Genomic DNA, 25,927 nt, shown 5'->3' on the forward strand with positions numbered 1-25,927 from the left:
CCGAATAGCTGGGGCCGAAAAACAGTCTGGGGATGAACAGGATGACCGACGGCAAGACCCACGATACGCGGCCCGACGTGGCCGCCTTTCTCGCTTTCCTGAACGCGCAGGAAGGCCCGAAGATGGAGGAGATGCCGCCCGCGGCGGCCCGCGAGATGATGCGCGTGATGGGCCAGATGGCCGACGTCCCGCGCGGTGAGATCGCAAAGGTCGAGGATAGAGCGATTCCCGGCCCGGCCGGCGACATTGCGATCCGCCTCTACGACAATCGCCCTGCCCGCGAGCCGGGTCCGGTGATGGTCTTCTATCACGGCGGCGGCTGGGTGATCGGCGATCTCGACACCCATGATCCCTATTGCGCCGAGGCGGCGCGTATTCTCGACATGCCGGTGATCGCGGTCGATTACCGCCTCGCCCCCGAACATCCCTTCCCCGCCGCGCCGATTGACTGCGAGGCCGCGACGCGCTGGGTCGCCGACCATATCCCGTGCACCGGCCTCGTCCTGTCGGGCGACAGCGCGGGCGGCAACCTCACCATCGTCACCGCGCTTGCGCTGCGCGATGCGCCCGCGTCGAAACCGGTGGTCGCGATCCACCCAATCTATCCCGCCGTCACGACCCACAATGACTGGCAGAGCTATCGCGATTTCGGCGAAGGCCATTTGCTGACCGAGGGCAGCATGACCTGGTTCGGCGATCAATATGCCGCCGATCCCGCCGACCGCCGTGCCGCGCCGATCGATTTTCCCGCCGAAGGCCTGCCGCCGACGCTGCTGATCACCGCGGGTCTCGATCCCTTGCGTGACCAGGGGCGCGCTTATGCCGCAAAGCTGATCGAAGCGGGCGTGCCGACCACCTACCGCGAGGCGAAGGGCAATATCCACGGCTATATCTGCCTGGCGCAGGGCATCCCCAGCGCGAAGGACGACATACGCGGCGCCTTGACTATGTTGAAGGCGATCGTCACCGAAGCGACCGTATGACCGACAACTCTCTCCCCTACCGCCCCTGCGCCGGCGTGATGCTGGCAAACCGCGAAGGCCGGATCTTCGTCGGCCAGCGACTCGATTCGTCGGCCGACGCCTGGCAGATGCCGCAGGGCGGGATCGATCCGGGCGAAGAGGCCGAGGAAGCGGCGATCCGCGAACTGGGCGAGGAAACGGGAATCCATGGCGGCCTCGTCGAAATCATCGCGCGCAGCAAGATCGAACATTTTTATGACCTGCCCGATCATCTGCGGGGTAAAATGTGGGGCGGTAAATATCGCGGCCAGCGCCAGCACTGGTTCCTGATGCGCTTCATGGGCGAGGACAGCGACGTCAATATCGCGACGAAGGATCAGGAGTTTCGTTCGTGGCGCTGGGCCGAGCTCGACGAGCTCGAACGGCTGATCGTGCCGTTCAAGCGGCAGCTCTACCGTGCCGTGGTCGAGGAATTTCGTCCGCTCGTCTGATCGCGGAGCGCGCAAGCGGTGCGAAAAACATCGGCGAACATCGCGGGCGTCAGCCGTCCGGTGTTCGTGTTGTGGCGCGAGCAATGATAGCTATCGACCAGTCGCCTGCCGCTCGGCAGCACGTGCACCGCGCCGTGCGCGAACGGGCAGGCCGCGAGCCGGACGCCTTCCGCGCGCAGCGCCGCGTCATGCGCAATTCGCCCGAGCGCGATGATCACTTGCACCTTGGGCAATGCCGCCATCTGGGCCTCGAAATAAGGGCGGCAGTTGGCGATTTCGCTGGGATTCGGCTTGTTCTGCGGCGGCAGGCATTTGACGCTGTTGACGATGATCGCGCCGTCGAGGGTTAATCCATCGTCGATGCGCGCGTCATAACGCCCCTTGCTCAGCCCGAATTCGGCGAGCGTCGCGAACAGCAGATCGCCCGCATAGTCGCCGGTGAAGGGGCGCCCGGTGCGGTTCGCGCCATGCTTGCCCGGCGCGAGCCCCGCAAACGCCAGCCACGCATCGGGATCGCCGAAGGCCGGGACGGGCGCGTTCCACCAATCGGGATATTCGGTCTGGCATTCGCGCCGCAGCGCCACCAGTCGCGGACAGCGCGGACAGTCGCGCGGCGGTTCGGTTGCGGGCAAGGGGCTGTCAATCTCCACGCGCCTGCGATAGGCGCTCGGCGATGACCAGCGCAACGCCCTTGCCTCTTTATGCGATCGGCCTCGGCTCGAACCGCCGCCACGCGCGTCACGGCGATCCGCGGCGCGTGCTGCTCGCGGCGCTGGCTGCGCTCGAAGCCGATGATATCGAACCGGTCGATGTCAGCCCGATCATCACCAGCGAGCCGCTCGGCCCCTCGCTCCGACGCTATGCCAATGCGGTCGCTCTCGTCGCCTCACCGCTCAGCCCACGCGACATGCTGGCGCGGCTGCAACGGGTCGAGGCCGAATTCGGACGCCGCACGGGCCAGCGCTGGAGCGCGCGGACGCTCGATCTCGACATATTGCTGTGGTCGGGCGGTGCGTGGAGCGATGGCGCGCTCGATATCCCGCATCCGGCGATGACCGAGCGGGCTTTCGTGCTCGGGCCACTCCGCGCCATCGCGCCCGACTGGCGCCATCCGCTGAACCGCCACACGATCCGCCAACTCGCCGCGCGCCTTATCCGCGCGAAGCCGGTTGACCAGGCCGCCGCAGCGCACTAGGGCGGCCCCTCCTTTTCTGGCGCCGCCCACCGGCGCCACGATGGGCCCTTAGCTCAGTCGGTAGAGCAACTGACTTTTAATCAGTAGGTCGCTGGTTCGAACCCAGCAGGGCTCACCATCAGGTTTCAATGCGTTAGCGGCCGATCTTGCCATTTCATTCCGGCTCGATTCGGTTTACCCATTTCCGACAGACGGGCGGCGAATGTCCGTCCATCGGCCGCCGCGACCTGAGCAAGACAGTGATTCCTCGCCATTTGCGCGGCTTTCGCTTTGGCCCGTGATGCGCGATCACGGAAATCCCCATCCGTTCAAGCCGATCCGTCGCAGAGCTGTGGCGAGGCCCGGATGCCAGGCTCCTTTCTTAGGGCGCGAGTTCGAAGCTTTCGGCGCGCGCCAATTGCCAGGCGCTGCCATAAAAATCGCGATTGGACGCCCCGGCGAGCAATTCTCCCTCGTCAAGGAAGATATGAAGCTGGGAGAAAAGCCGGATCTCGGTGAGGCTGACGCGGCGGACGAGGTGGTGCGGACCAAGACGGCCCGGATGATCGAGCCCCGCCGCTGCGATCATTTCCGACAAGGCCTTGAGCGTGTTGCGATGATAGTTGAAAACACGCGTCGCCTTGTCGGGAACGACCAGCGCGCGCTGCCGCGTCGGATCCTGGGTGGCGACGCCCACCGGGCAGCGATTACTGTGGCACGACAGCGACTGGATGCAGCCGATCGCGAACATGAAGCCGCGTCCGGCATTGGTCCAGTCCGCCCCCAGCGCCATCGCGGTCGCGATGTCGAACGCGCTGACGATCTTGCCGGCGGCGCCCAGCTTGATCTTGTGGCGAAGCCCCGCCCCCACCAGCGTGTTGTGGACGAAAAGCAGGCTTTCGCGCATCGGCATGCCGAGATGATCGGTGAACTCCAGCGGCGCGGCGCCCGTCCCCCCTTCGCCGCCGTCGACGACGATATAATCGGGAAGAATACCCGTCTGGAGCATCGCCTTGACGATCCCCATGAATTCCCAGGGCTGACCGACGCACAATTTGAACCCGACGGGCTTGCCGCCGGAAAGACGGCGCAGTTCGGCAATGAAATGGACCAGTTCGATCGGGGTCGAAAACGCCCGGTGCCGTGCCGGAGAGATGCAATCCTCACCCATCGGGATGCCCCGCGTCGCCGCAATTTCCGCCGTGATCTTCTCGGCCGGCAGGATGCCGCCCTTACCCGGCTTGGCGCCCTGGCTGATCTTGATCTCGATCATCCTGATCTGCGGGTCGACGGCCTGTTCGGCAAAGCGGACGGGATCGAACCCGCCGTCGGGGGTCCGGCAACCGAAATAGCCGCTGCCGATTTCCCAGATCAGGTCGCCGCCAAATTCGCGGTGATAGGGGCTGATCGAACCCTCGCCGGTGTCATGGGCGAAGCCGCCCATTCTGGCGCCCTTGTTCAGCGCCCGGATCGCGTTCGCGCTCAGCGCCCCAAAGCTCATCGCCGAAATGTTGAAGATCGAAGCCAGATAGGGCTGGCTGCAATCGTCGCCGCCGATGCGAACGCGAAAATCCGCCGGGTCTGCAACCGGAACGGGCTGCGTCGAATGGGCGATGAATTCATATCCATTGGCATAGACATCGACCAAGGTCCCGAAAGCCCGGTCGCTGATCTCATTTTTGGCGCGCGCATAGACGAGCGATCGCTGGCTTCGCGAAAAGGGCGTCCGTTCGTGATCGCTTTCGATCAGATATTGGCGGATCGCGGGGCGGATATCTTCGAACAGCCAGCGAATGCGGCCGATGACAGGATAGTTGCGCCGAACCGAATGGAGCGGCTGACATAGGTCATACAGGCCGATCACGGCCAGGCTTGCCCCGAGCAGGAACAGCAGAAACGCCCAGATTCCTGGCAAAGCAAAGCCCGCGGCCAGCATCAGAGCGATACTCGCGGCGAGCGGAATGAAACGGGTGAAGCGCAAGAGTGGCTCCTGGGCGTATGGATGGCGGAAAGATATAGGCATCCGACGTTTTCCGTCCGCAGCAGATTAGGGGGCGCGCCTCCCTTCCGCGCGCCGGACCGCGGTCGCGGCGATCCGGCGCGCGCAGGAAAGGCGATCAGAGCGGGCTGAACATCGAACCAAAAGTGATGAGCGCCAAAATGCCCACCGGAACGATCGTCACAAGCGACGAAATATCCTCGCCCGTCATCGCAAAGCCCGTCCGCTTCGGCGGCAGCGCCACGGGCGCCGCGATGATGGCAGCTTCGGCCGCACTGCGGACGCGGGGGTGGTTGACGAAAACCCCATCATGATGGGCGAGCATGTTTTGCGTAGACATATTCTCTTTCTTTCAAGGCGCAGGTGCTGCCGGGGACAAAGTCATGGACAAGCTGCCTCCGCCCTCGCGGCACGGAGAGCAGGGCGAGCGTGCTTTCGGGCTAACGGCCGAGAAACCACCAGAGCGCGGCACTAGCCGTGATGATCGGAAGGATGAGCGACACGAACAAAAAGGCGATCGGCACTTCGAGTTCGCAGCGATGATCGCGATAGAAAGCCGCGAGCTTACCCGACAATTGCTCGTCGGCGGTGATCACGGCCCTGTCGATCAGCGGCAGCAAGGGAAAGGTCTCGATAAGACGCGCCAACTCCTGCTCGTCGAGCCGAGGATAGCGGGTCGCCCGTGAAAAACGCTGGATCCCGCAGAGATGCGGGGTTTTTCGTGATAACCAAGTATTAGAAATCGCAAGGGTTCGGGCGATTGGTGCAAAAAGCTTGCAATTTTGCGCGCCCGTGCGCGTGGGGGCTTCCCCTGGAAATTGGGCTGTGATTCAGTGCGCTGGCCGAGACGATGAGGTTCGCCGATGCCGCCGAAGAAGCCCCAGCTGAGCGAGTTCGAACTGTTCCAGAGCCGTTTGGACAACATGCTCGATCCCAAGCATCCGCTGGTGAAGCTCGCTGGGCTGATTGACTGGTCGCGGTTCGATGAGGCCTATGGTCGCTTTTACACGGAGAAGGGCCGGCGGGGCTTGCCGACGCGGTTGATGGCGGGATTGCACCTTCTCAAGCACATGGAGGGCCTGTCGGACGAGGCTGTCTGCGCCCGCTGGGTGGAGAACCCCTATTTCCAGTACTTTTGCGGCGAGCAGCATTTCCGGCACAAGCTCCCGCTCGACCGGTCGTCGATGACGCGCTGGCGGGGGCGGATCGGTCCTGACAAGCTCGAGCTGCTGCTGGCCGAAACGCTCAGCGTGGCGATGCGAACCGATGCTGTGACGCCCCAGGCCTGCGAACGGGTGACGCTGGATACAACGGTGCAGACCAAGGCGATTGCCCATCCCACCGACAGCCATCTGCTCCTGCGCGGCATCGAGTGGCTGAACCGGCTGGCGAAACAGCACGGCATCACGCTGCGCCAGTCGTTCCTGCGTGTGGGCCGCCGGGCGCGCCGCGAGGTGTCGCGGCTGATCCATGGCCGCGGTCACAAACAGGCGCTGCGCTGGGTGCGAAAACTGCGCACCTGGCTGGGCCGGCTCGACCGCGACATCGGCCGCAAGATTGCCGGGAATGAAGCGCTCGAGGCCGCCTTTGCCGTCGCCCGCGAGCGCGTGGCGCGCATCCTCGCCCAGAAGTCTGGTGATGCCGACAAGCTCTACGCCCTGCACGCACCCGAGGTCGAATGCATCGCCAAGGGCAAGGCCAGGACGCGCTATGAGTTCGGGGTGAAGACCTCGATCGCGGTCACCAACGCCCGCACCGCCGGCGGCCAGTTCATCGTTGGCATGCAGGCTCTGCCCGGCAGCCCCTATGATGGCCATACGCTGACCGGGCAGATCGAGCAGGTCGAGCGCTTGACCGGCATCACCGTCGAGCGGGCCTATGTCGACCGCGGCTACAAGGGCCACAAGCACAGCGGCAAAGCCAAGGTCTATATCGCCCACACCCGCGGTATCACGTCACCGACGATCAAACGCGAGCTCCGCCGCCGCAACGCCATCGAACCGATTATCGGTCACGCCAAGAGCGATGGCTTGCTCGAGCGCAATCACCTTGCCGGTGCTACCGGCGATGCCATCAACGCCATCCTGGTCGCCGCCGGACACAATATGCGGTTGCTCGTCGCATGGCTGACCGCGCTTTTGCGTGCCCTGTTCATGGCGCTCCTCCAACCGAGGCAGCCAGAACTGGCCGCCGCCTGAGCGCGCAAACTTCGCTATCAAAGTCTCACCCATCCAAGCCGGATCGCTCAACGCAACCGCCTATTTGAAATCGCATTGTTCACGGACGACTAGCGGGCCAGCAGCATTTCGACATCGAACGTCATTTGCGACCTGTTCCGCAAACGGGAATAAACTCGGGTTGCCATTTTCGGAGCTCCTTTGCGCAGCAACGACGCCCACGCAGGCTTGCGGCCTGTGCGGCGTGAAAGAGGGATTTCGCCCTGCATCGGAGAATGGATGGCTTGCGGCCGTCAGCCGACGCGCATCATGACTCGGATGCCTTGCACCGGACGCCGCCTGGGTGGGCGCACGTCCGGCTAGACACGGATCGTCAGGCGCTCTGAACTTCGAAATGGAAAAAATATAATCATAGCTGTGAGGATAAGATAGCGATCCCGCTCGTATTTTCAAGTTATCTTGTAGAAATTAAATTATTCTCAACCCGATATTCGCTTTGTGAAAAATATTCAACTTCACAGAAGGCACGAAAAGCTTCCTTTTTTACAAAAATATCTATTTTACTTCCATAAAAAATCTTTCTTTCTCTATTATTATAATAATATTATATCCGGCGCGAGAGATGAAAGACGGCGACGATCGCCTCATCGACGTGGGCGTCCGGCTGTTCACGACGTCCACGCGCTTCGACGAAGTCATCACGGCCGACAATCCGTGCCGGAACGGCGAGCGCCGCGCGCGTCTAAAGCTGTCGGTTGAGGCTGTCCTGTCCCGGTCGGAGCAAGGTCCGGTGCACGCAGATTCTCAGACCGGTGCGGCCCACGGAGAAGCGGCGCGGCTATTGTGCATCGCGCGTTCCGGCACGATCGATCAATCCGGCATCGAGCAGCGGCGCGGCATCGATATCCTCCGCGCCCAATATGCCGGCCAGTCGCTCGGCACCGGCCAGGATCATTGCCTGTTCCCAGGCCGGAAGCGCGGCAAAGCGATCCGCAAAAACCTCCTGGAGCATATCGGGGGCATCGCTAAGCCGCTGTCGCCCCTCGTCGGTCGCGTCCAAAAGCATCTGCCGCTTGTCCCGATCGCTGCGCGTTCGCGTGATCAGGCCCAGGGCGACGAGCCGGTCTGTAATCGCCGTGATCGTGGCATGACTGAACTGCAATCGCTGCGCGATCGCCCCCGGCGTTACCTCGTCCTGGGCTTCGACCTCTCGCAGGACAAGCAGTTGCGACGGCGTCAGCCCGGTTGCCGCCGCAAGCTTGCGGCTACCCCGGTCGGTCGCGCGCAAAATGCGCCGCAGGGCCTTCAAAGTCGCGTTCGCAATCTCGGTTTCCATACCCCCTGAGTAGCCGCACTGGCCGCTGTCGCCAACGCGTTATTGCTCGCGTTATGGCTTCCCAATCAATTTGATTATATTTTGTATTTTGAAATAATTTTCAATGCCGGGGTTGAGCAATCTTTGAAATACCTTATATTTCCTTTGATAAATTTTTGAGTCGCCCCATCATGGCGCATAATATGTTTCAGGAGATGAATGATATCCGATTGGCAAAAAGACACGGAGACATTGCCACCAGGGAAGCGTTTGGATGACGCGATAGTTTCAACAGCCGATTTGCAACTCCGCAGGCCCGTCGCGACGGATGGTCCTGCCATCACCGCGCTGGTCGCGCGCTGCGCACCGCTCGATCGCAACTCTGCTTACTGCAATCTGCTTCAATGCACCCATTTCGCCGACTCGTGCATCGTCGCGGAGCGCGACGGCGCGATCGTCGGATGGGTGTCGGGGCATCGCCCGCCCTCCGATCCGCAGGATTTTTTCGTCTGGCAGGTCGCCGTGGCCCGCGAAGGGCGCAGCAAGAGGCTCGCAAGCAGCATGATCAAGGCGCTGCTCGCGCGTCCGGCACAACGCGGCGCAACCCATCTGATCACGACGGTGACCGACGACAATCAGGCATCCTGGGCGCTTTTTCACGGACTGGCCCGCGACTGGGACGTGCCGCTTGAAAGAAGCCCGCTTTTTGAAAGCAGCGCGCATTTCGCGGGGGCGCACGCGACCGAATATCAGGCCCGCATCGGGCCTTTCGACCATGGCAAGTTCCAGGCAGAACAGGGATAATATCATGATTACGAGGCCTAAACCGTCCGGCAGGATTCCGGACCGGAGCATCTATGAGCGCCGCGAATCCGCGGTGCGCAGCTACGCCCGCTCGATGCCGCGTCAATTCGGCCGGGCCGAGGGTGTGTGGATGCACGACGACCAGGGCGGGCGTTATCTCGATTTCCTTTCGGGTTGCTCGACGCTCAACTATGGACATAACCACCCGATATTGAAGCAGGCGTTGCTCGATTATATCGGCGGCGACGGCATCGCCCACGGGCTCGATCTCCACACCAACGCAAAAAAGGATTTCCTCGATGCGTTCGAGGCGCTGATCCTGCAGCCGCGAGCGCTCGACTATCGCGTCATGTTTACCGGCCCCACCGGCACCAACGCGGTCGAAGCGGCGATCAAGCTCGCGCGCAAGGTCACGGGGCGCGAGATGGTGATCGCCTTCACCAACGGCTTTCACGGCATGACGCTGGGCGCCCTCGCCTGCACCGGCAATGCCGCCAAGCGTGGCGGCGCGGGCGTGCCGCTGAGCCATGTCGCGCACGAGCCCTATGATGGCTATTATGGCCCCGACGTCGACACCGCCGACCTGCTGGAACAGCGGCTATCCGATCCGTCGAGCGGCCTCGACGCCCCCGCCGCGATCCTCGTCGAAACGGTGCAGGGCGAAGGCGGGCTCAACGCGGCGTCGCCCGACTGGCTGCGCCGGATCGCGGACATCGCGAAGGCGCACGGCGCGCTGCTGATCGTCGATGATATCCAGGCGGGCTGCGGCCGCACCGGCGGCTTCTTCAGCTTCGAGGAGATGGGCTTCACCCCCGACATCGTCACGCTGGCGAAATCGCTGTCGGGCCTGGGTCTGCCCTTTGCCCTGACCCTGCTGCGCCCCGAGTTCGACCAATGGTCGCCCGGCGAACACAACGGCACCTTCCGCGGCAACAATCATGCGTTCGTCACCGCGACCGCGGCGCTCCGCCATTTCTGGAGCAGCGAAGCCTTTCAGCGCGACGTGCGCCGCCGTGGCGACATGCTGGAAGCGCGGCTGGCCGGGATCGCGGCGGAGTATGGCTTCGAGGTGCGCGGCCGCGGCATGATGCGCGGCGTCAACACCGGTTCGGGCGACCTCGCCGGGGCGGTGACCACCGCCTGCTTCGACGCCGGGCTGATCATCGAAACCAGCGGCGCGCATGACGAGGTGATCAAAGTCCTTGCCCCGCTGACGATCGACGACGCGACGCTCGCCGTCGGTCTCGACATTCTTGAAACCAAGATCCGCGAGGCGATGGCCGACGATTACGCCGTCGCCGCCGAATAGACATAGGAGACACAATATGATCGTTCGCAATCTCAACGCGATCCGCAAGACCGACCGCAACGTCCGCTCGGACGGCTGGGCCAGCGCGCGCATGCTGCTCAAGGACGATGGCATGGGCTTTTCCTTCCATATCACCACCATGTTCGCGGGCAGCGAGCTCAAGATGCACTACCAGAACCACCTCGAGGCGGTGTTCGTCCTGAAAGGCACGGGTACGATCGAAGACCTGGCGACGGGCAAGGTTCACAAGCTGGAACCCGGCGTCCTCTACGCGCTCAACGAGCACGACCGCCACATCGTCCGCCCCGAAACCGATATATTGACCGCCTGCGCCTTCAACCCGCCGGTCACCGGCAAGGAAGTGCACGACGCGAGCGGCGCTTATCCCGCCGATGCCGAGCTAGTCCGCGAGCCCGCCCCCGCCGACTGACAGACATCAACAGGAAAGGGGGAAGTCCCATGACAGACATCTACCCATCGCGCCGCGCCGCCGAGCCCGAGATGCGGCCGCGGCAGGACCCCGTCGTCCATGGAGAATGGAACAACGACGCGCCGATCAGCCCGGCGCAGGCCGCGCAGTTCGATCGCGACGGCTATATGATATTGGAGGATATTTTCTCGGACGAGGAGGTCGCCTTTCTGCAGCGTGCCACGGGCAAGCTGCTCGCCGATCCCGCCGCGCTCGATGACGAGACGATCGTGACCGAACCGCAAAGCAACGAAGTCCGGTCGATTTTCGAGATTCATCGTCAGAACCATTGCATGGCACGCCTCGCCGCCGATGCCCGGCTCGCCGACGTCGCGCGTTTCCTGCTCGGCGACGAGGTTTATATCCACCAGTCGCGGCTCAATTATAAACCCGGCTTCAAGGGCAAGGAGTTCTACTGGCACAGCGATTTCGAAACCTGGCATGTCGAGGACGGCATGCCCCGGATGCGCGCGCTGTCGATGTCGATCCTGCTCGCCGAAAACACCCCGCACAATGGCCCGCTGATGGTCATTCCGGGGTCGCACCATATCTATCTGACCTGTGTCGGCGAAACCCCCGACGATCATTATCTGAGCTCGCTCAAGAAACAGGAATATGGTGTTCCCGACGAGGACAGTCTCGCCGAGCTGGCGCACCGGCACGGCATCGTCGCGCCGACCGGCAAGCCCGGCACGGTGATCCTGTTCGACTGCAACCTGATGCACGGGTCGAACTGCAATATCACGCCCTTCCCCCGCGCGAACGCCTTTCTCGTCTATAATGCGGTGAGCAACTGGCTCGAAGAGCCGTTCGGCGCCCGCAAGCCCCGCCCCTGGTTCCTCGCGCATCGCGGCGATCCCGAGCCGCTGACGGTCGAGCATGGATCGCTGACCGGCACGGTGTCGGCATGACAGGGCTTCATAGCGTCGAGAAGATCGGCGGCACCTCGATGGCCGCGACCGCGACCCTGTTCGATAATGTGCTGATCGCCGGCCGATCGGGTGCCGATCTCTACAACCGCATCTTCGTCGTGTCGGCTTATGGCGGGATGACCGACCTGTTGCTCGAGAACAAGAAGACCGGCGCTCCCGGCGTCTATGGCCGCTTCGTCGCCGACGACGATGCGGACGGTTGGCGCGATGCGATGGACGATGTCCGCCGCGCGATGCACGCCCGCAATGCCGCGATGTTCGCACGTTCCGAAAGCCGCGCCGAAGCCGATGCCTTCGTCGATCAACGGATCGCGGCGATTGCGGCCTGCCTCGACGATCTGGCCCGACTACGCAGCCATGGCCGCTTCTGCGTCAAGGAGCAGTTGATGACGGTGCGCGAACTGCTTGCCGGCGTCGGCGAAGCGCATAGCGCGCACAGCACCAGCCTGCTGCTCCGCGATCGCGACGTGAACGCCCGCTTCATCGACCTGACGCTGTGGAAGCAGGACGACCTTGCCAGCCTCGACGCGCGGATCAACACCGCCTTCTCCGCGATCGACCTGACGACCACCCTCCCCATCGTCACCGGCTATGCCGGCTGCGAGGGCGGCATGGTGCGGCGCTATGCGCGCGGCTACACCGAAATGACCTTCTCGCGGCTCGCGGTCCTGACCGGCGCGCGCGAGGCGATCATCCACAAGGAGTTCCACCTGTCGAGCGCCGACCCCAAATTGGTCGGCGTGGACAAGGCGCGCAAGATCGGCCGCACCAACTATGATGTCGCCGATCAACTCGCGAATTTGGGGATGGAGGCGATCCACCCAGGCGCCGGGCGCGGCCTTCGCCAGACCGACATTCCGCTGCGCGTCCGCAACAGCTTCGACCGCGAGGATGGGGGGACGCTGGTGACCGGCGACTATGTCTCCGATGTCCCGCGGGTCGAGATCGTCACCGGCATCCGTCAGATGCAGGCGCTGATGTTTTTCGAACAGGATATGGTTGGCGTGAAGGGATATGACACCGCGATCCTCGACGCGCTGACGCGGCACAGGTTGTGGATCGTCAGCAAATCGTCGAACGCCAACACGATCACCCATTATCTCTCGGCCAGTGCCGACGCGGTGAAAAAGGTGATCGCCGACCTGCAAAAATCCTATCCCGACGCCGCCATCTCGGCGCAGCCGGTGGCGATGGTCGCGGCGATCGGCAGCGACATTTCGCGCCCCGGCCTCGTCCCCGACGCACTGCGTGCGCTGGGCGATGCCGGTATCGCGATGATCGCGATGCAGCATCAGATCCGCAACGTCGACGTCCAGTTCATCGTCGAATGCCGCGACTTCGACGAAGCGGTGCGCGTCCTCCACCGCGCGCTGGTCGAGGACGAAGACCATGCGGCGGAGGACAGGCGCGCCGCCTGATGCCGCCGCCGAAGGTGCCTGATGTTCGCGAAGCTCCTTCCCGTGCAAAGCCTGCTCATCGCCATCTTCGCGATGATGGCGGGAAGCGGCTTTCTATCGACGCCGATGGGGCTCCGGCTCGAACGCGCAGGCCCCGAAGATTTCGCGGCACCGACCGACCCGAACCCACGAACAGGTGACCAATGGACAAGCCGGTGACGATTCCTGCCCTGGGGCACCCACCCCCGCTTCCCGACCCTTCGCCCCTGCACCGGGCGGTCGGGGCTTCGGCGCTGGGCAATGCGGTCGAATGGTTCGACTATGGAATCTATGCCTATGGCGTGACCTATATTTCCGCCGCGCTTTTTCCCGGCGACACCGAGGAAGCAGTGCTGTTCGCGCTCGCGACCTTCGCCATTTCCTTCCTTATCCGCCCGCTCGGCGGCCTGTTCTGGGGGCCGCTCGGCGACCGCGTCGGGCGCAAGTCGGTGCTCGCGATGACGATCCTGCTGATGGCGGGCGCTACCTTCTGTGTCGGGCTGATCCCGTCCTATGACAGGATCGGCCTCTGGGCGCCGGCCCTGCTCGTCGTCCTGCGTATGGTTCAGGGCTTTTCGACCGGCGGTGAATATGGCGGAGCGGCGACCTTCATGGCCGAATATGCGCCCGACGAACGGCGCGGTTTCTATGGCAGCTTCCTCGAATTCGGGACGCTGGCGGGCTTCTCTTCCGGCGCCGCTCTCATGCTCGGCTATTCGCTGCATCTCGGCGATGCGGCGATGCACGAATGGGGCTGGCGCATCCCCTTCCTGATCGCCGGTCCGATCGGCCTCATCGGCATGTATGTGCGCTCGAAGATGGAGGATACGCCGGTTTTTCGCGAGGAAATGGCATCGGCGGGCCGGCGCTCGCCGATCGGTCTCGCCCGGCTGACGCGCGATCACTGGCGCCCGCTGCTCGTCGTCGGCGGACTGGTCGTCGCGCTCAATGTCGTCAACTATACGCTGCTCAGCTATATGCCGACCTATCTTCAGCGTCGCATCGGCCTTTCGCACGAAGAGGCGCTGCTCGTGCCGATCATCGGCATGCTCTTCATGATGCTGTTCCTGCCTTTCGCCGGTGCGCTCTCCGACCGGGTCGGCAGGCGACCGATGTGGCGATGGTCGCTGCTCGGGCTGCTGCTGTTCGTGGTGCCGCTCTACCTGCTGATCGGCACTGGCTTCACGGGAGCCATGATCGGATTCGTGGCGCTCGGTCTGCTTTATGTCCCGCAACTCGCCACCATTTCGGCGACCTTTCCCGCCATGTTCCCGACCGCCGTGCGTTTCACGGGCTTTGCGATCGCCTATAATATATCGACATCGATCTTCGGCGGCACCGCACCGATGATCGGCAGCGGGCTGATCAGCCTGACCGGCGATCCGCTCATGCCGGCCTATTATATGATGCTCGCCTGCGTCGTCGGGCTCGTCGCGCTGCATTATATGCCCGAAACCGCTCGACGATCGCTACGCGAGGACCCTTTCGCACCCACGCCGCCGCCCGTCACCAACAGCTGAAAGCGCATGGCCGAGCTTTCGCCAGACAGGTTGGCACGACCGCTTGACACAAGGAGACGGAAGACTTGGATTTTCTGAACAACCCGGTCCTCGAATTCTATGATCACTGGCGGAGTCTGGCGAACATAGGCTTCGCCCTGTTCGGCGCGCTGATCGTGACCCTTTTCATTCATCTTATGCTGCGCAAGCGTTCGGGCCGCTCTCACAAGAGCGAACATGCGTGGCGCGACGCCATATTATCGGCGCTCAATGCGCCGCTCCAATGCGCCGTGTGGATCATCGGCCTGAGCATTGCGGCGGCCGTGTTGACCACCGGCGACCGGATGCCGCTTCTCGCCGAATTGTTCGCGCCGACGCGCGATGTGGTGGTCATCGGCGTCGCTGCCTGGTTTCTGATCCGCCTGGCGCGACAGGTTTCGGAAAATCTCCACAGCCGCGCGAGAGCCGAAGGCTCGGATTTCGACGAAACGGCGGCCGATGCGATTGGAAAATCCATCACGGCCGCGATCATTGTCGTCGCGGCGCTGGTGACCATGCAAACGCTCGGCTTTTCGATCGCAAGCCTGCTCGCTTTCGGCGGCGTGGCGGGCATCGCCCTGGGCTTTGCCGCGCAAGGCCTGGTCGCCAATCTGCTCGGCGGAGCGACGATTTACGCCAGTCGCCCTTTCAAGGTCGGCGATCATATCATATTCCCCGGCATCCCCTCGACGGGCGGATATATCGGGTGGCAAGCGGGCGAGGTCGAGCATATCGGCTGGCGCGCGACCCGGATCCTCGATTGGAACGGCAAGCCGTTTTACGTTCCCAATGCCAAATTCAACACCGAGACGATCGTCAACCACTCGCGCATGTCCTTCCGCCAGGTTTCGGAATATGTGTATGTGCGGCTGGAGGATATCGGCAAGGTTTCCGCCATCGTCGCGGACACCAACCATATGCTGGAAAACCACCCTGACATGGGGGATTATCTGGTGTTCCGGTTCGACAGCTACGGCGACTATGCTTTGAAGCTGTATCTATACGCCTATACATCCAGCACGATCACCGCCTACACCGAATATATGCGCGTCAAGGAAGACCTGCTCCTCAAGATCGCGGCGATCATAGCGCAAAATGGCGCCAGGCTGGCTGTTCCCGTTTCGACCGTATACCTGCCCGAAGGATCGACATTGCAGCGCCAGGGGAAAGTTGGAATGAAGGATGCTGGCAAGAGATAGGCTCCGACCGGGCGGGCGACGCAGGCGCACGCAATGGCTTGCCCAACTCGGCCGCTTCGAAAGAAGGCGCTAACAATCCGTTCAGGCCACCCCGCGTAGGCCCATTAGAAGCAACTCCCGTTTTCTACTCCACGCTCGCAAAATCGATCATGCGGGGAAGCGATTGTCAGGCGCGTGGATCGAGGGTGACGCTGACGGTCGTCATCAGCTGCGCCAATAGCCTGGCCTGAAGGTGAGGCACCCTCGCGCTATCCCAAACCCCTTCCCCGATGCGCGTCGGCTCTTTCCTCCGCTGTCGGGTTAATTTACAGTTTACCATGAGCCGGTTGCGCCGAATCCCCGATTTGCGCCACTGGCACGGCGCTTGCTTGGATGGTGGTAATGCTGAAAAAGATCGGACGCCTGTTCGTCATCAAGACCCGCTTCGAGGCGTGTCTGATCGTCTACGCGCTTGCGATGGGGGCGATGGCGCGCGGAACGGCCTATCTGCATCAATTTCCGGGTTTCGGCGGTCACCTGCTGATGGTGGCGTGCAGCGGTTCGGTCTTTCTCGCCGGCGCGAAGATTTTCGACTGCCTGCGCTACGAACAAGCGGCCAGGGCGGCGGCCGAACCGCAGGGATAGCGACGGGATAGCGACACGCGGCCTTTCGTCCGTCCCCAAGCTGTGCCAAACGGGGGCCATGAGCAGGATCAGCGGCCAGCCCGCCGTCAGCACCGAACATGTCTATGGCCTCAGCCTGCGCGTCGCGCGCTGGCATGAAGGCAGGCGCGGAACCCCGCTGCTTTTCCTCAACGGCATCGGCGCCGACATCGCCGCCGCGGCGCCGCTGCTCGCGCAGATCCAGGACCGCGAGGTGTGGACGCTCGATATGCCCGGCGTCGGCGGCTCGCCCGACGCGCTGCTACCCTATAGCGCGCCGACGATGGCGGCGACGGTGATGGAAATCGCCGACCGCTTCGGCCATGCCGCGCTCGACGTCGCCGGGTTCAGTTGGGGCGGCGCGCTGGCGCAACAGGTCGCGGTCCAGTTTCCGGGGCGCGTGCGCCGACTGGTGCTGATGGCGACCACCCCGTCGGTCGGCGCGCCGGGCATCGGCTGGGCGGCGATGCTCGACGACGACATGCTGGCAAGCGGCCTCAGGCTGCCGACCGCAACCCCGCTCGGCCTGGCCTGGCAGACGATGGCGATGGCGGGCTGGACGAGCGCCGCGATGCTGCCGCATCTCGGCAACATTCCGACATTGATCCTGATGGGCGAGCGCGATGGCGTGGTCCCCGCGTGCCACGGACAGGCGATCGCCGAACTGATCGACGGCGCGGTGCTGGAGGTCGTGCCGGGATCGCACCTCTTCCCCTTCACCCACGCGGCGGCCATCGCCGCGCGGATCAGCGATTTTCTGGAGCAGGCGCCGCCGCCGGCGCAAGCCGCCGCGTAAGGAAATCGGCAATCGCCGCCGCGGTCGCGTCGGGGGCTTCTTCCATCGGCAGATGACCGATACCGCCCAGCAGCACGACTTCCGATCCCGCGATCCGTTCGTGGAACGTCTGGGCCGCGGTCGGATTGATGATCCGGTCCTGCTTGCCGAACAGGATCAGCGTCGGCGCCTTGATCTCGTCAATCCGGCTCGCCATCATCGGCTCGCGGTCCATGCGCGCGCGCAGCACGGTGGCCTCGCGATTGCCCGGAAAACGGAGCAATTCCCAATAGCGGTCGATCATCGCGTCATCGACGATGCTCTGCCGCGCGACCGAACCGCGCAGCGACTCCTCGACCAGCGAGCGCGGCGTGATCTGCGTCGCCAGCCAGCGGCCCAAGGGATATTGGAGGATGCGAAAGCCGACATTCGACGGCGCCGCCTTTTCCCCCGGACGCAGCGGCATACCCGCCGCGTCGAGCAGCAGCAGCGCGTCAATCCGATCGGGCCGATCGAGCGCATAGCGCCACGCGACCCAGCCGCCCATCGAATTGCCGCCGAGGATGAAATGGTCGAGCCCCAGCTTGGCGGCGACGACATCGACCGCGTCGATCATCCCGTCGGCGCTGTAATCGCTGTCGGGGGTGCCGCCGGTGAGACCGTGGCCCGGCAGATCGAGCGTTACGATGCGATAGGTGGCGCCGAGCCGCTTTTCGAGCGGCTCCCACGTCTGGAGGCTGGCGTTCGCGCCGTGCAGCAGCACGATCACCGGCCCGTCGCGGCGTCCCCGATCGCGGTAATGGATGTGCTGGCCCGCCGGCCCCGCCGCAAAGGCCGCGTTCGGGCCACCATATTTGGCGATCATCGCGTCGCGGTCGGTGTCGGGCGTGCGCAGCGCAAAAAAGATCGCGACGATCGCGAGCAGCAGCGCCAGCGGGATCAGCACCCGCTTGCGCCGGATCAGTGGCCGCCGCGGCGGCAGCGGTTCGAAATCATCTTCGTCGATCGTCGGCATCACGCCCCCCTCAGAGCGAGGGAGACCCTAGCGCACCGGCGCGCGGCGTCAACCGACGCGCACCGGTGCGCGATCCATCAACCGACGCGGGTCACCGCCCCCTTGTGCGCGCCGACGCCGCTGCGACGCGGGCGAAAGCGGCGCTTGCTCTGCGGCTGCGCGCCATCGCCCGCGGGCGCTTCGCGGCGCGGGCCACGGTTCGGATTCTCGCCCTTGCGGCGCTGCGCATCCTCGCGCTGGCGCTGCGGGTCACGGCCCTTGCCGCCGGTGTTGCGCGGCGCCTGCACCGGCTTGGGCAGGCTGCGCACCATCTCGTTGAAATCGTCGGGCAGCTTGACCGGCTCGGCCTTCGTGCGCGTCACCCGTTCGATATCGCGCAAATAGGTCTTCTCGTCGGGAGCGACGAAGCTGATCGCGATGCCTTCCGCCCCCGCGCGCGCGGTGCGGCCGATGCGGTGGACATATTGTTCGGGGACGTTCGGGATCTCGAAGTTGATCACATGGCTGACGCCGCTGACGTCGATCCCGCGCGCCGCGATGTCGGTCGCGACGAGCAGGCGCACCTGCCCCGAGCGAAAGGCCTGAAGCGCGGTCGTGCGCTGTGCCTGGCTCTTGTTGCCGTGGATCGCGAAGGCCTGGATGCCCGCGCCCGCCAGATGGCGGACGACGCGGTCGGCGCCATGCTTGGTGCGCGTGAAGATGAGCGCGCGGTCGATCTCCTCGCCCTTCAGCACATGGTGGAGCAGCGCCTGCTTTTCCTTCTGCTCGACGAAGGTCACCTGCTGGCGGACCTTTTCGGCGGTCGTCGCCTGCGGCGCGACCGACACGGTGACCGGATCGTTGAGGAACTGGTCGGCCAGCCCGGCGATTTCCTTGGGCATCGTCGCCGAGAAGAACAGATTCTGGCGGCGCGAGGGCAGCAGCTTGGCGACGCGGCGCAGCGAGTGGATGAAGCCCATGTCCATCATCTGGTCGGCTTCGTCGAGAACGAAGATTTCGACGTCGTCGAGGCGCAGCGCGCGCTGGTCGATCAGGTCGAGCAGGCGGCCGGGCGTGGCGACGAGAATGTCGACGCCCTGCGAAAGCTCGCGGATCTGCTTGTTGATCGGCACGCCGCCAAAAACGGTCGAGACGCTGAGCTTGGTAAAGCGACCATAGTCGCGGCAGCTCTGCGCGATCTGCGCGGCGAGCTCGCGGGTCGGCGCCAGCACGAGCATCCGGCAACCGCGCGGCGTCGCGCGATGCGGATAGGTCAAAAGATGGTGGATCGAAGGCAGCGCAAAACCCGCGGTCTTGCCGGTGCCGGTCTGCGCGATGCCGCACAGGTCGCGGCCCTTCATCAGCGGCGGGATCGCCTGCACCTGAATCGGGGTCGGGACGGTATAATCCTTGGCGGCCAGCGCGCGATTGATGTCGGCGTGCAGGCCAAAGTCGTTGAAAGTCGTCATAAAATACTCACATAGGGCGACGCGCAAGCGCATCCGTTCGCATCGAACGGACGGCGCACGAGCCGCGGGTTCGAAACGACCCGCGTGAAAGGGTGCCTCTGGGGACAAAGCGCCGGTCCGGCTCGCCCGCGCCTGTCTTGGGCGGGAAAATCACGCTGCCGGTGGTTACGGCGGATTGGCCCGCCATGCTGCGCTGCACCATATATGGCACGGGTTGCGCGGTTTTGCAAGATAATTGCGTGGCCGTTTCAAGAGAGGAAAAAGGGATTCGCGCAGAGGCGCAGAGAATGCAGAGGAAGCGAGAAAGGGGCAGCGAAGCCGCCAATATGTCTTCTCCCTTTTCTCCGCGTCTCCGCGTGAACATCTTGTCCTGCCTCACAGTCTTTGGCACGCTCGACATCAAAGATTTGGGGGACGTGCATTGGCCGAAAAGATCATCGTCATCGACGAAGGCACCACCTCGACCCGCACGATGCTGTTCGACGCGGGCGGCACCCCTCTCGGCAGCGCGCAGCGCGAGTTTCACCAGCATTATCCCGGTCCTGGTCTCGTCGAGCATGACGCCGCCGAAATCTGGGAGGCGACTCTGGCCTGCACGCGCGAGATGGTCGCGCGGGCGGGCGGCGCCAGCGCGGTCGCCGCGATCGGGATCACCAACCAGCGTGAGACCGTGGTTTTCTGGGACCGCGCGACCGGCGAACCGCTCGCCCCCGCGATCGTCTGGCAGGACCGGCGCTCGGCCGCCGACTGCGCCGCGCTCAAGGAAGCGGGTCACGAACCAATGGTGCAGGCGAAAAGCGGCCTGCTGCTCGACCCCTATTTCTCCGGTACCAAGATCGGCTGGGCGCTCGCCCATTGGCCGCAGCTCAAGGAAGCGGGCGACCGACTCGCAGTCGGGACGATCGAATCCTATCTCGTCTATCGGCTGACCGGTGGGGTGCACGTCACCGACGCCAGCAACGCCTCACGCACCCTGTTGATGAATTTGGACGATCGGCGCGGCTGGGACGAGGAATTGTGCGACCTGCTCGGCGTGCCGGGGACGTTACTGCCCGAAATCACCGGCTGCACCACCACCGTCGGGACCACCGATCCTGCGCTGTTCGGCGGCGCGATCCCGATAACCGGCATGGCGGGCGACCAGCAGGCGGCGACGATCGGCCAAGCCTGCCTGACGCCGGGGCAAACCAAGGCGACCTTCGGCACCGGCGCCTTCATCCTGTCGGCCAGCGGCACGACGCGGCCGCATTCGACGAACCGCCTGCTCGCGACGATCCTCGTCCAGGAAGGCGACGTCCGCTCCTTTGCGCTCGAAGGGTCGGTGTTCGTCGCGGGCAGCCTGATCCAATGGCTGCGCGACGGGCTCGGCCTGCTTGCGAGCGCGGGCGAGAGCGAAGGGCTCGCGCGGTCGGTCGCCGACAATGGCGGGGTTTATCTGGTCCCTGCCCTCGCCGGTCTCGGCGCGCCGCACTGGCGACCCGACGCGCGCGCGGCGCTGTCGGGACTGAGCTTCGCCAGCACCAAGGCGCATGTCGCGCGCGCCGCGCTCGAGGCGCAGGCCTATCAGGCGCACGACCTGAAATCGGCTTTTGCCGCCGACGGAGTCGACTGGGCAGAGGTCCGCATCGACGGCGGCATGGCCGCGAACGACTGGATGGCGCAGGATCTTGCCGACATGCTGGACATTACGGTCGAGCGCCCCGACTTCGTCGAAAGCACCGCGCTCGGCGCCGCGATGCTCGCCGCGACCGGCGCCGGCCTCTACCCCGACCTCGCGAGCGCCGCCGCCGCGATGCGCGGCACTGCGACGCGCTTCACGCCCGCGCTCGGCGCCGACAAACGCAAAACGCGCCTCGCCGGGTGGCAAAGCGCGCTTGCAAAGGTCTTGGCATAACCGTCGCCCCCGCGAAGGCGGGGCGCCGCATCTTAGCGCTTGAGGGTCAGCCCACCGAAACGCTTGTTGAACTTGGCAACCTGACCCGCTGCGTCGAGCATGCGTCCATGGCCGCCGGTCCAGGCCGGATGCGCGGTCGGGTCGATTTCGAGCGTCATCACGTCGCCCTCTTTGCCCCAGGTCGAGCGCGTCTGATATTCGGTGCCATCGGTCATCTTGACCGTGATCATGTGGTAGGCGGGATGAATGTCTTTTTTCATGTTCAGCTCCTGTGCCGCTGGTTTCCGACCAGCCGCGTGAGACGATGCGCCCGGGGGCGCGAAGCCCGCGCCTTTAGGGGGCAATGGGGGGAAATGCAACACCTGCTCCAACATCGTCATCCCGGCGAAGGCCGGGATCTCGCCGGTGCGTAAGAATGCGAGGGCGAGATCCCGGCCTTCGCCGGGATGACGAAAGAAAGGGAGCCTCAGTCGCTCGGCGGATCGGCGATCATCGCGGTGAACTGGCATTCGGTCGCCAATTGATCGCCCAGCATCGCCCGTCCCTCGAACTTGCAGATGGTCCGCTTCGCCTGAAGGATGGTGACGTGCAGGTCGAGCAGATGGCCGGGTTCCACGGGCTTGCGGAACTTCACTCCGTCGATGCCCATGAAATAGACGAGCTTGCCCGAACCCGCGAGGCCGAGCGATTCGATCGCCAGGATGCCGCCCGCCTGCGCCAGCGCCTCGACGATGAGGACGCCGGGCATGATCGGCCGGCCGGGGAAATGGCCCTGAAAAAAAGGCTCGTTCATCGTCACCGCCTTGACCGCGTGGATCGAGGTGTCCTTGACCATCGATTCCACCCGGTCGACGAGCAGCATCGGATAACGATGCGGCAACAGGCTGAGAATCCGGCGGATATCCACCGGACCCAGAGCTTCACCCTTTTCCCCGTCGGCCATGCGGCTTAGCGCGTCGTCGGCGGAGTGCCGGCGGCCGGCTGTGCGGCGCGGGCCGCGTCCATCAGCTGCTGGTTGTGCTGCTGGACGAGCTGGCCGGGCTTGTAGCCGGCCGGCGGCGTGATCGTCACGTTCGGCAGGATCTTGTTGAGTTCGGCGACCACCGCGTCGGTGATGTCGACATTATTCTCGCGCGCCAGCACCGCGTCGGGCTGAAGCAACAGATCGATCTTGCGCGCGGTCATCGCGGCCTTGACCGCTTCGTTCATGCGAACGCTGATCTGGTCCTCGACATAGGCGAGCGCGAGTTCGACCGGCGCGCCGATCCGCCCGAGCTCTTCCTGAGCGGCCTGGCGCTTGTCCTGCACGGCCTTGGCCGCCGCCTGCAACGCGGTCTGGTTCTGCGGAGTCTTCTTCGCCTCTTCATTATATTTGGCGATCAGGACGTTCATTTCGGCCTGCAGCGTCTGGCCGCGGGTTTCCTGCTGGTCGAGCTGCGCCTTGTAGGTCGTCTGGATCTGCTGCGAAGCCGTCGTGAACGCGGTCGACTTGCTGGCCGCGGCGCGGACGTCGGCGACCGCGATCGCGCGGGCCTGCGCGGCGGCGGGCGCAGCGAACATGGGCGAAACCGACAGCGCGGCGATGGCAAGCGCCGAAGCGGTGAGGATTTTCTTCATCAGAATTGGGTTCCTACGTTGAATGAGAAGCGTTTGGTATCGTCACCCTCTTCTTTGCGGAGGGCATAAGCGAAATCGATCCGGAAGGGGCCGAAGGGAGAGTTCCAGTTGACGCCCGCGCCGATCGCGACGCGCGGCATCCAGCTATCGCCATAGAAGCGTTCCTCGAACGGGGCGAGCGAGGAATAGCCGCCGGCGGTGTCGCAGGTCGAATAGAGCGTCGTGCTGCCGGTGGTCAGCGTCGCGAATTTCGTATCGCCGGTCGTCGCGTTGCGGCACTTATATTTGGTCAGGCCGTCCAGCGGATCCTTGAAATCGCCGAGCGTGGTCAGCGTCGGGCGCTTCACGCTCCACACCGAACCGACATCGACGAAGATCGACGGGCGCAGGCCGAGTTCCTTGGCGCCGGTGCCGAGCGGAATGTCCATCTCGAGCCGGCCCTGATAATAAGCGCGCCCGCCGAGCGCATCGTCGATCAGATTGTTGCGGTTCTTGAGATCGGCGTTGAGCACCGGATTCGTCGGATCGTCGAGGTTGACGTCGGTGAAGCGGATGACGCGCGGGCCGATGCCGCGAATGTCGAATCCGCGCATCTGCGGTTCGCCGAGCTGGAAGCGGTCGACCAGCCGCACCTTGTCGCTCGTCGGGGTCGGGCGCCCGCCGAACGGATAGATATAGCCGCCCTCGGCCGAGACATTGAGGATGAACCGGTTGCCGAGGTTGAAATGCTTGCTGCCCTGGAGGCGGGTGCGGGCATATTTCACGCTGCCGCCCAGCCCGGCGAAATCCTGACTGAGCGAGAGCGACTGGCCGCGCGTCGGGCGCAGGCGGTTGTCGCGGTCGTCATAGGCGAGCGTATAACCAAGCAGCGAAGTCGTGCGCTTGCCGATCGCGTCGCACAGATAGCGGCCGGCGACGAGCGGGTCGCACTGGCCGCCGAAATAATAGAGATTCTTGTCGAGCGACACATCGTCGAAATTGATCGTGTAGCGACCGAAAAAGGACATGAATTCGGTCAGCGGGACACCGACGTTGATCTGGGCGCCGGTCGTCGTCTGCTGGAACGTGGTCCGGCGGTCGTTGTTGATGAAGTTGAACGAATTGAGGTCGCGGCGATAGACGCTGCCGCCGATCGAGATATTGCGATCGAACAAATAGGGTTCGGTAAAGCCGAGCTCTACCGATTTGGAATAGCTCGAATAATTGACCGACGCCTGAAGCTGCTGGCCAAGGCCGCGGAAGTTGCGCTGGCGGATCGAACCCTGGAGCAGGAAATTCTCGATCGACGAGAAACCGGCCGACAGCGACAACTCGCCCGTCGGCTTTTCCTCGACATTGGTCTCCAGGATGATGCGATCGGGGGTCGAGCCTTCCTTGCGGTCGATTTCCATATTTTCCTGGAAATAGCCAAGGCTGTTGAGGCGGTTTTCGGTGCGCTTGACGCCGAAGCTGTTGAAGGCATCGCCTTCGTTCAGGCGGAATTCGCGGCGCACCACCTTGTCGTGGGTCAGCGTGTTGCCGTTGACGTCGATGCGCTCCACATAAGTACGCGGGCTTTCGCCGACGTCGAACGAGATGTCCATCGTCCGCGTTTCGGCATTGCGGTGGAATTCGGGATTGATGTCGGCAAAGGCGTAGCCGAACAGGCCGGCGGTTTCGCTCAGGCTTTCAACCGTATCCTCGACCTGCTTGGCATTATACCAGTCGCCGGTCTTCATCGGCAGCAGCTTTTGCAGCATCTCGGGCTTGAAGTCGCGCAGCTCGCTCTTCACGCTGACGTCGCCGAACTTGTAGCGCTCGCCCTCCTCGACGACATAGGTGATGATAAAGTCCTGCTTGTTGCTCGTCAGCTCGGCAACCGCGGAAATGACGCGGAAATCGGCATAGCCGTTCTGCAAATAGAACAGGCGCAGCTTCTGCTGGTCATAGGCCAAGCGGTCGGGATCGTAGCTGGTATTCGACGACAGGATGGTCAGCAGGCCCGACTCCTTGGTCGCCATCTCGTCCTTGAGGTCGCCATCGCTGAACTTGTCGTTGCCGATGATGTTGATCTGGCGGACCTTCGATTTCGGCCCTTCGTTGATCTCGAACACCACATCGACGCGGTTCTGGTCGAGCGAGACCATCTTGGGATCGACGGTCGCGGCGAACCGGCCCTGCCGCTTGTAAAGCTCGATGATGCGCGCGACGTCGGCGCGCACTTTCGAACGGGTGAAGATCTGGCGCGGCGCGAGCTTGATCTCGGGCCGGATCTTGTCTTCCTTCAGGCGCTTGTTGCCCTCCAGGATCACGCGGTTGATCACCGGATTTTCGGCGACCTGAATCGTCAGCGCGCCATCGTCGTCGCTGATCTGATAATCCTTGAACAATTCGGTCGCCGCAAGATCCTTGAGCGCCTGGTCCAGCGTCGCGCGGGTATAGGATTGGCCGACGCGCAGGCGCAGATAGGACAGGATCGTCTGCGCCTCGAGCCGCTGGTTGCCGGTGACGGTGATCGACTTCACCGTCGAGGCGGTCGGGACGGCCTCCTTCGGGGGTGCGGGCACGTTGGGCGCAGGAACGTTCGGCGCGGGAGTTGGGGGCGCTGCGGCTTCCTGTGCCTGGAGCGCCGCTGCCGGCCATGCGAGCATGGTTCCCGCCATAAGGAGCGCCGATAGCTGGGTCCGCGCCCGGATTTTCTGTGAAGCCACGCTGTTCATCCCGCAAAAATAACTCAAAAGCGACGAATCCG

Annotated in this window: 26 protein-coding genes and 1 tRNA gene; 16 read left to right on the forward strand and 11 right to left on the reverse strand. The window is 63.9% G+C overall.

The genetic code is table 11. The features are described from left to right. The first annotated feature begins 41 nt into the window (after nt 1–41). Both CVO77_RS01790 and CVO77_RS01795 read left to right on the forward strand, forming a co-directional pair. Nucleotides 42–983: an alpha/beta hydrolase gene (locus CVO77_RS01790; RefSeq protein WP_106000567.1), complete on the forward strand. Its 942-nt coding sequence runs from the start codon at nt 42–44 to the stop codon at nt 981–983. Next, on the forward strand, nt 980–1,453 hold the full coding sequence (locus CVO77_RS01795) for an RNA pyrophosphohydrolase (RefSeq protein WP_105997623.1): 474 nt from the start codon (nt 980–982) through the stop codon (nt 1,451–1,453). Before CVO77_RS01790 ends, CVO77_RS01795 begins: the two co-directional genes overlap by 4 nt. Here the strand turns inward: CVO77_RS01795 and CVO77_RS01800 are convergent. Next, nucleotides 1,414–2,103, reverse strand: a complete 690-nt coding sequence (locus CVO77_RS01800; RefSeq protein WP_106000568.1) for a uracil-DNA glycosylase — start codon at nt 2,101–2,103, stop codon at nt 1,414–1,416. The two genes, CVO77_RS01795 and CVO77_RS01800, sit on opposite strands and share 40 nt — an antisense overlap. Before the next feature lie 23 nt (nt 2,104–2,126). Here CVO77_RS01800 and folK point away from each other — a divergent pair, with 23 nt between their 5' ends. Further along, nucleotides 2,127–2,648 (forward strand): 2-amino-4-hydroxy-6-hydroxymethyldihydropteridine diphosphokinase, encoded by a 522-nt coding sequence (folK, locus tag CVO77_RS01805; RefSeq protein WP_105997624.1) that lies wholly within the window; start codon nt 2,127–2,129, stop codon nt 2,646–2,648. A gap of 42 nt (nt 2,649–2,690) precedes the next feature. Next, nucleotides 2,691–2,766, forward strand: a tRNA-Lys gene (locus CVO77_RS01810). Between the two features lie 243 nt (nt 2,767–3,009). Here the strand turns inward: CVO77_RS01810 and CVO77_RS01815 are convergent. The 3 genes from CVO77_RS01815 to CVO77_RS01825 form a co-directional block, all read right to left on the reverse strand. Continuing rightward, a complete protein-coding gene (locus CVO77_RS01815) occupies nt 3,010–4,608 on the reverse strand; it encodes an FMN-binding glutamate synthase family protein (RefSeq protein ID WP_242446067.1) in 1,599 nt (532 codons plus the stop codon). A 136-nt stretch (nt 4,609–4,744) separates the two neighbouring features. Continuing rightward, nucleotides 4,745–4,966, reverse strand: coding sequence for a hypothetical protein (locus CVO77_RS01820; RefSeq protein WP_146130802.1), 222 nt, complete (start codon nt 4,964–4,966; stop codon nt 4,745–4,747). 100 nt (nt 4,967–5,066) lie between these two features. Beyond that, a complete protein-coding gene (locus tag CVO77_RS01825) occupies nt 5,067–5,273 on the reverse strand; it encodes a hypothetical protein (protein WP_105997626.1) in 207 nt (68 codons plus the stop codon). A 216-nt stretch (nt 5,274–5,489) separates the two neighbouring features. On the opposite strand from CVO77_RS01825, the gene CVO77_RS01830 reads away from it, so the two are divergent. Continuing rightward, nucleotides 5,490–6,824 (forward strand): IS5 family transposase, encoded by a 1,335-nt coding sequence (locus CVO77_RS01830; RefSeq protein ID WP_105997627.1) that lies wholly within the window; start codon nt 5,490–5,492, stop codon nt 6,822–6,824. A gap of 817 nt (nt 6,825–7,641) precedes the next feature. On the opposite strand, the gene CVO77_RS01835 is transcribed toward CVO77_RS01830, so the two are convergent. After that, a complete protein-coding gene (locus CVO77_RS01835; RefSeq protein WP_105997628.1) occupies nt 7,642–8,139 on the reverse strand; it encodes a MarR family winged helix-turn-helix transcriptional regulator in 498 nt (165 codons plus the stop codon). Between the two features lie 198 nt (nt 8,140–8,337). Here CVO77_RS01835 and ectA point away from each other — a divergent pair, with 198 nt between their 5' ends. From ectA to CVO77_RS01880, 10 genes are all read left to right on the forward strand, one after another. Further along, nucleotides 8,338–8,922, forward strand: coding sequence for a diaminobutyrate acetyltransferase (gene ectA, locus CVO77_RS01840; RefSeq protein ID WP_105997629.1), 585 nt, complete (start codon nt 8,338–8,340; stop codon nt 8,920–8,922). Between the two features lie 4 nt (nt 8,923–8,926). Then, on the forward strand, nt 8,927–10,231 hold the full coding sequence (gene ectB, locus CVO77_RS01845) for a diaminobutyrate--2-oxoglutarate transaminase (protein WP_105997630.1): 1,305 nt from the start codon (nt 8,927–8,929) through the stop codon (nt 10,229–10,231). 16 nt (nt 10,232–10,247) lie between these two features. Continuing rightward, complete coding sequence (locus CVO77_RS01850) at nt 10,248–10,661, forward strand: ectoine synthase (RefSeq protein ID WP_105997631.1); 414 nt, start codon at nt 10,248–10,250, stop codon at nt 10,659–10,661. 29 nt (nt 10,662–10,690) lie between these two features. Continuing rightward, the gene (thpD, locus tag CVO77_RS01855; RefSeq protein WP_105997632.1) at nt 10,691–11,611 is read left to right on the forward strand and encodes an ectoine hydroxylase; all 921 of its coding nucleotides are present in this window, start codon (nt 10,691–10,693) and stop codon (nt 11,609–11,611) included. Further along, the gene (locus tag CVO77_RS01860; RefSeq protein ID WP_105997633.1) at nt 11,608–13,050 is read left to right on the forward strand and encodes an aspartate kinase; all 1,443 of its coding nucleotides are present in this window, start codon (nt 11,608–11,610) and stop codon (nt 13,048–13,050) included. The genes thpD and CVO77_RS01860 overlap by 4 nt, the downstream gene beginning before the upstream one ends. A 21-nt stretch (nt 13,051–13,071) precedes the next feature. Continuing rightward, entirely contained in the window at nt 13,072–13,248 is a 177-nt protein-coding gene (locus CVO77_RS21190) for a hypothetical protein (RefSeq protein ID WP_158257969.1), read from the forward strand. Next, nucleotides 13,245–14,588, forward strand: a complete 1,344-nt coding sequence (locus CVO77_RS01865; protein ID WP_420822524.1) for an MFS transporter — start codon at nt 13,245–13,247, stop codon at nt 14,586–14,588. Before CVO77_RS21190 ends, CVO77_RS01865 begins: the two co-directional genes overlap by 4 nt. Nucleotides 14,589–14,653: 65 nt before the next feature. Then, a complete protein-coding gene (locus CVO77_RS01870; protein ID WP_105997635.1) occupies nt 14,654–15,805 on the forward strand; it encodes a mechanosensitive ion channel family protein in 1,152 nt (383 codons plus the stop codon). Between the two features lie 381 nt (nt 15,806–16,186). After that, complete coding sequence (locus tag CVO77_RS01875; protein WP_192878854.1) at nt 16,187–16,429, forward strand: hypothetical protein; 243 nt, start codon at nt 16,187–16,189, stop codon at nt 16,427–16,429. A gap of 58 nt (nt 16,430–16,487) precedes the next feature. Continuing rightward, nucleotides 16,488–17,243, forward strand: coding sequence for an alpha/beta fold hydrolase (locus CVO77_RS01880; protein ID WP_105997637.1), 756 nt, complete (start codon nt 16,488–16,490; stop codon nt 17,241–17,243). Here the strand turns inward: CVO77_RS01880 and CVO77_RS01885 are convergent. Beyond that, nucleotides 17,194–18,237 carry an alpha/beta fold hydrolase gene (locus CVO77_RS01885; protein ID WP_105997638.1) on the reverse strand — a complete coding sequence of 348 codons (1,044 nt, stop codon included), beginning with the start codon at nt 18,235–18,237 and terminating at the stop codon, nt 17,194–17,196. The genes CVO77_RS01880 and CVO77_RS01885 overlap by 50 nt on opposite strands. A 77-nt stretch (nt 18,238–18,314) precedes the next feature. Then, nucleotides 18,315–19,685 carry a DEAD/DEAH box helicase gene (locus tag CVO77_RS01890; protein ID WP_105997639.1) on the reverse strand — a complete coding sequence of 457 codons (1,371 nt, stop codon included), beginning with the start codon at nt 19,683–19,685 and terminating at the stop codon, nt 18,315–18,317. A gap of 421 nt (nt 19,686–20,106) precedes the next feature. Between CVO77_RS01890 and CVO77_RS01895 the strand changes: the two genes are divergently transcribed. Then, nucleotides 20,107–21,579, forward strand: coding sequence for a glycerol kinase (locus tag CVO77_RS01895; protein WP_105997640.1), 1,473 nt, complete (start codon nt 20,107–20,109; stop codon nt 21,577–21,579). Between the two features lie 32 nt (nt 21,580–21,611). Here the strand turns inward: CVO77_RS01895 and rpmE are convergent, their stop codons facing one another. The 4 genes from rpmE to bamA form a co-directional block, all read right to left on the reverse strand. After that, a complete protein-coding gene (rpmE, locus tag CVO77_RS01900; protein WP_105997641.1) occupies nt 21,612–21,839 on the reverse strand; it encodes a 50S ribosomal protein L31 in 228 nt (75 codons plus the stop codon). 206 nt (nt 21,840–22,045) lie between these two features. Continuing rightward, nucleotides 22,046–22,522, reverse strand: a complete 477-nt coding sequence (gene fabZ / locus CVO77_RS01910; protein WP_105997642.1) for a 3-hydroxyacyl-ACP dehydratase FabZ — start codon at nt 22,520–22,522, stop codon at nt 22,046–22,048. A 5-nt stretch (nt 22,523–22,527) separates the two neighbouring features. Then, nucleotides 22,528–23,196 (reverse strand): OmpH family outer membrane protein, encoded by a 669-nt coding sequence (locus tag CVO77_RS01915; protein WP_105997643.1) that lies wholly within the window; start codon nt 23,194–23,196, stop codon nt 22,528–22,530. Continuing rightward, nucleotides 23,196–25,895, reverse strand: a complete 2,700-nt coding sequence (gene bamA, locus CVO77_RS01920; protein WP_105997644.1) for an outer membrane protein assembly factor BamA — start codon at nt 25,893–25,895, stop codon at nt 23,196–23,198. The genes CVO77_RS01915 and bamA overlap by 1 nt, the downstream gene beginning before the upstream one ends. Nucleotides 25,896–25,927: the final 32 nt, after the last annotated feature.

The organism is Sphingopyxis lindanitolerans (assembly GCF_002993885.1).
GTDB classification, from domain to species: domain Bacteria; phylum Pseudomonadota; class Alphaproteobacteria; order Sphingomonadales; family Sphingomonadaceae; genus Sphingopyxis; species Sphingopyxis lindanitolerans.

Bases quoted from the DNA above. Each gene is read 5' to 3' on its own strand.
- CVO77_RS01790 (WP_106000567.1), top strand. From the start codon at position 42: ATGACCGACGGCAAGACCCACGATACGCGGCCCGACGTGGCCGCCTTT.
- CVO77_RS01795 (WP_105997623.1), top strand. From the start codon at position 980: ATGACCGACAACTCTCTCCCCTACCGCCCCTGCGCCGGCGTGATGCTG.
- folK (WP_105997624.1), top strand. From the start codon at position 2,127: ATGACCAGCGCAACGCCCTTGCCTCTTTATGCGATCGGCCTCGGCTCG.
- CVO77_RS01820 (WP_146130802.1), bottom strand. From the start codon at position 4,966: ATGTCTACGCAAAACATGCTCGCCCATCATGATGGGGTTTTCGTCAAC.
- CVO77_RS01830 (WP_105997627.1), top strand. From the start codon at position 5,490: ATGCCGCCGAAGAAGCCCCAGCTGAGCGAGTTCGAACTGTTCCAGAGC.
- CVO77_RS01835 (WP_105997628.1), bottom strand. From the start codon at position 8,139: ATGGAAACCGAGATTGCGAACGCGACTTTGAAGGCCCTGCGGCGCATT.
- ectA (WP_105997629.1), top strand. From the start codon at position 8,338: ATGATATCCGATTGGCAAAAAGACACGGAGACATTGCCACCAGGGAAG.
- ectB (WP_105997630.1), top strand. From the start codon at position 8,927: ATGATTACGAGGCCTAAACCGTCCGGCAGGATTCCGGACCGGAGCATC.
- CVO77_RS01850 (WP_105997631.1), top strand. From the start codon at position 10,248: ATGATCGTTCGCAATCTCAACGCGATCCGCAAGACCGACCGCAACGTC.
- thpD (WP_105997632.1), top strand. From the start codon at position 10,691: ATGACAGACATCTACCCATCGCGCCGCGCCGCCGAGCCCGAGATGCGG.
- CVO77_RS01860 (WP_105997633.1), top strand. From the start codon at position 11,608: ATGACAGGGCTTCATAGCGTCGAGAAGATCGGCGGCACCTCGATGGCC.
- CVO77_RS21190 (WP_158257969.1), top strand. From the start codon at position 13,072: ATGTTCGCGAAGCTCCTTCCCGTGCAAAGCCTGCTCATCGCCATCTTC.
- CVO77_RS01875 (WP_192878854.1), top strand. From the start codon at position 16,187: ATGCTGAAAAAGATCGGACGCCTGTTCGTCATCAAGACCCGCTTCGAG.
- CVO77_RS01880 (WP_105997637.1), top strand. From the start codon at position 16,488: ATGAGCAGGATCAGCGGCCAGCCCGCCGTCAGCACCGAACATGTCTAT.
- CVO77_RS01885 (WP_105997638.1), bottom strand. From the start codon at position 18,237: ATGCCGACGATCGACGAAGATGATTTCGAACCGCTGCCGCCGCGGCGG.
- CVO77_RS01890 (WP_105997639.1), bottom strand. From the start codon at position 19,685: ATGACGACTTTCAACGACTTTGGCCTGCACGCCGACATCAATCGCGCG.
- rpmE (WP_105997641.1), bottom strand. From the start codon at position 21,839: ATGAAAAAAGACATTCATCCCGCCTACCACATGATCACGGTCAAGATG.
- fabZ (WP_105997642.1), bottom strand. From the start codon at position 22,522: ATGGCCGACGGGGAAAAGGGTGAAGCTCTGGGTCCGGTGGATATCCGC.
- CVO77_RS01915 (WP_105997643.1), bottom strand. From the start codon at position 23,196: ATGAAGAAAATCCTCACCGCTTCGGCGCTTGCCATCGCCGCGCTGTCG.
- bamA (WP_105997644.1), bottom strand. From the start codon at position 25,895: ATGAACAGCGTGGCTTCACAGAAAATCCGGGCGCGGACCCAGCTATCG.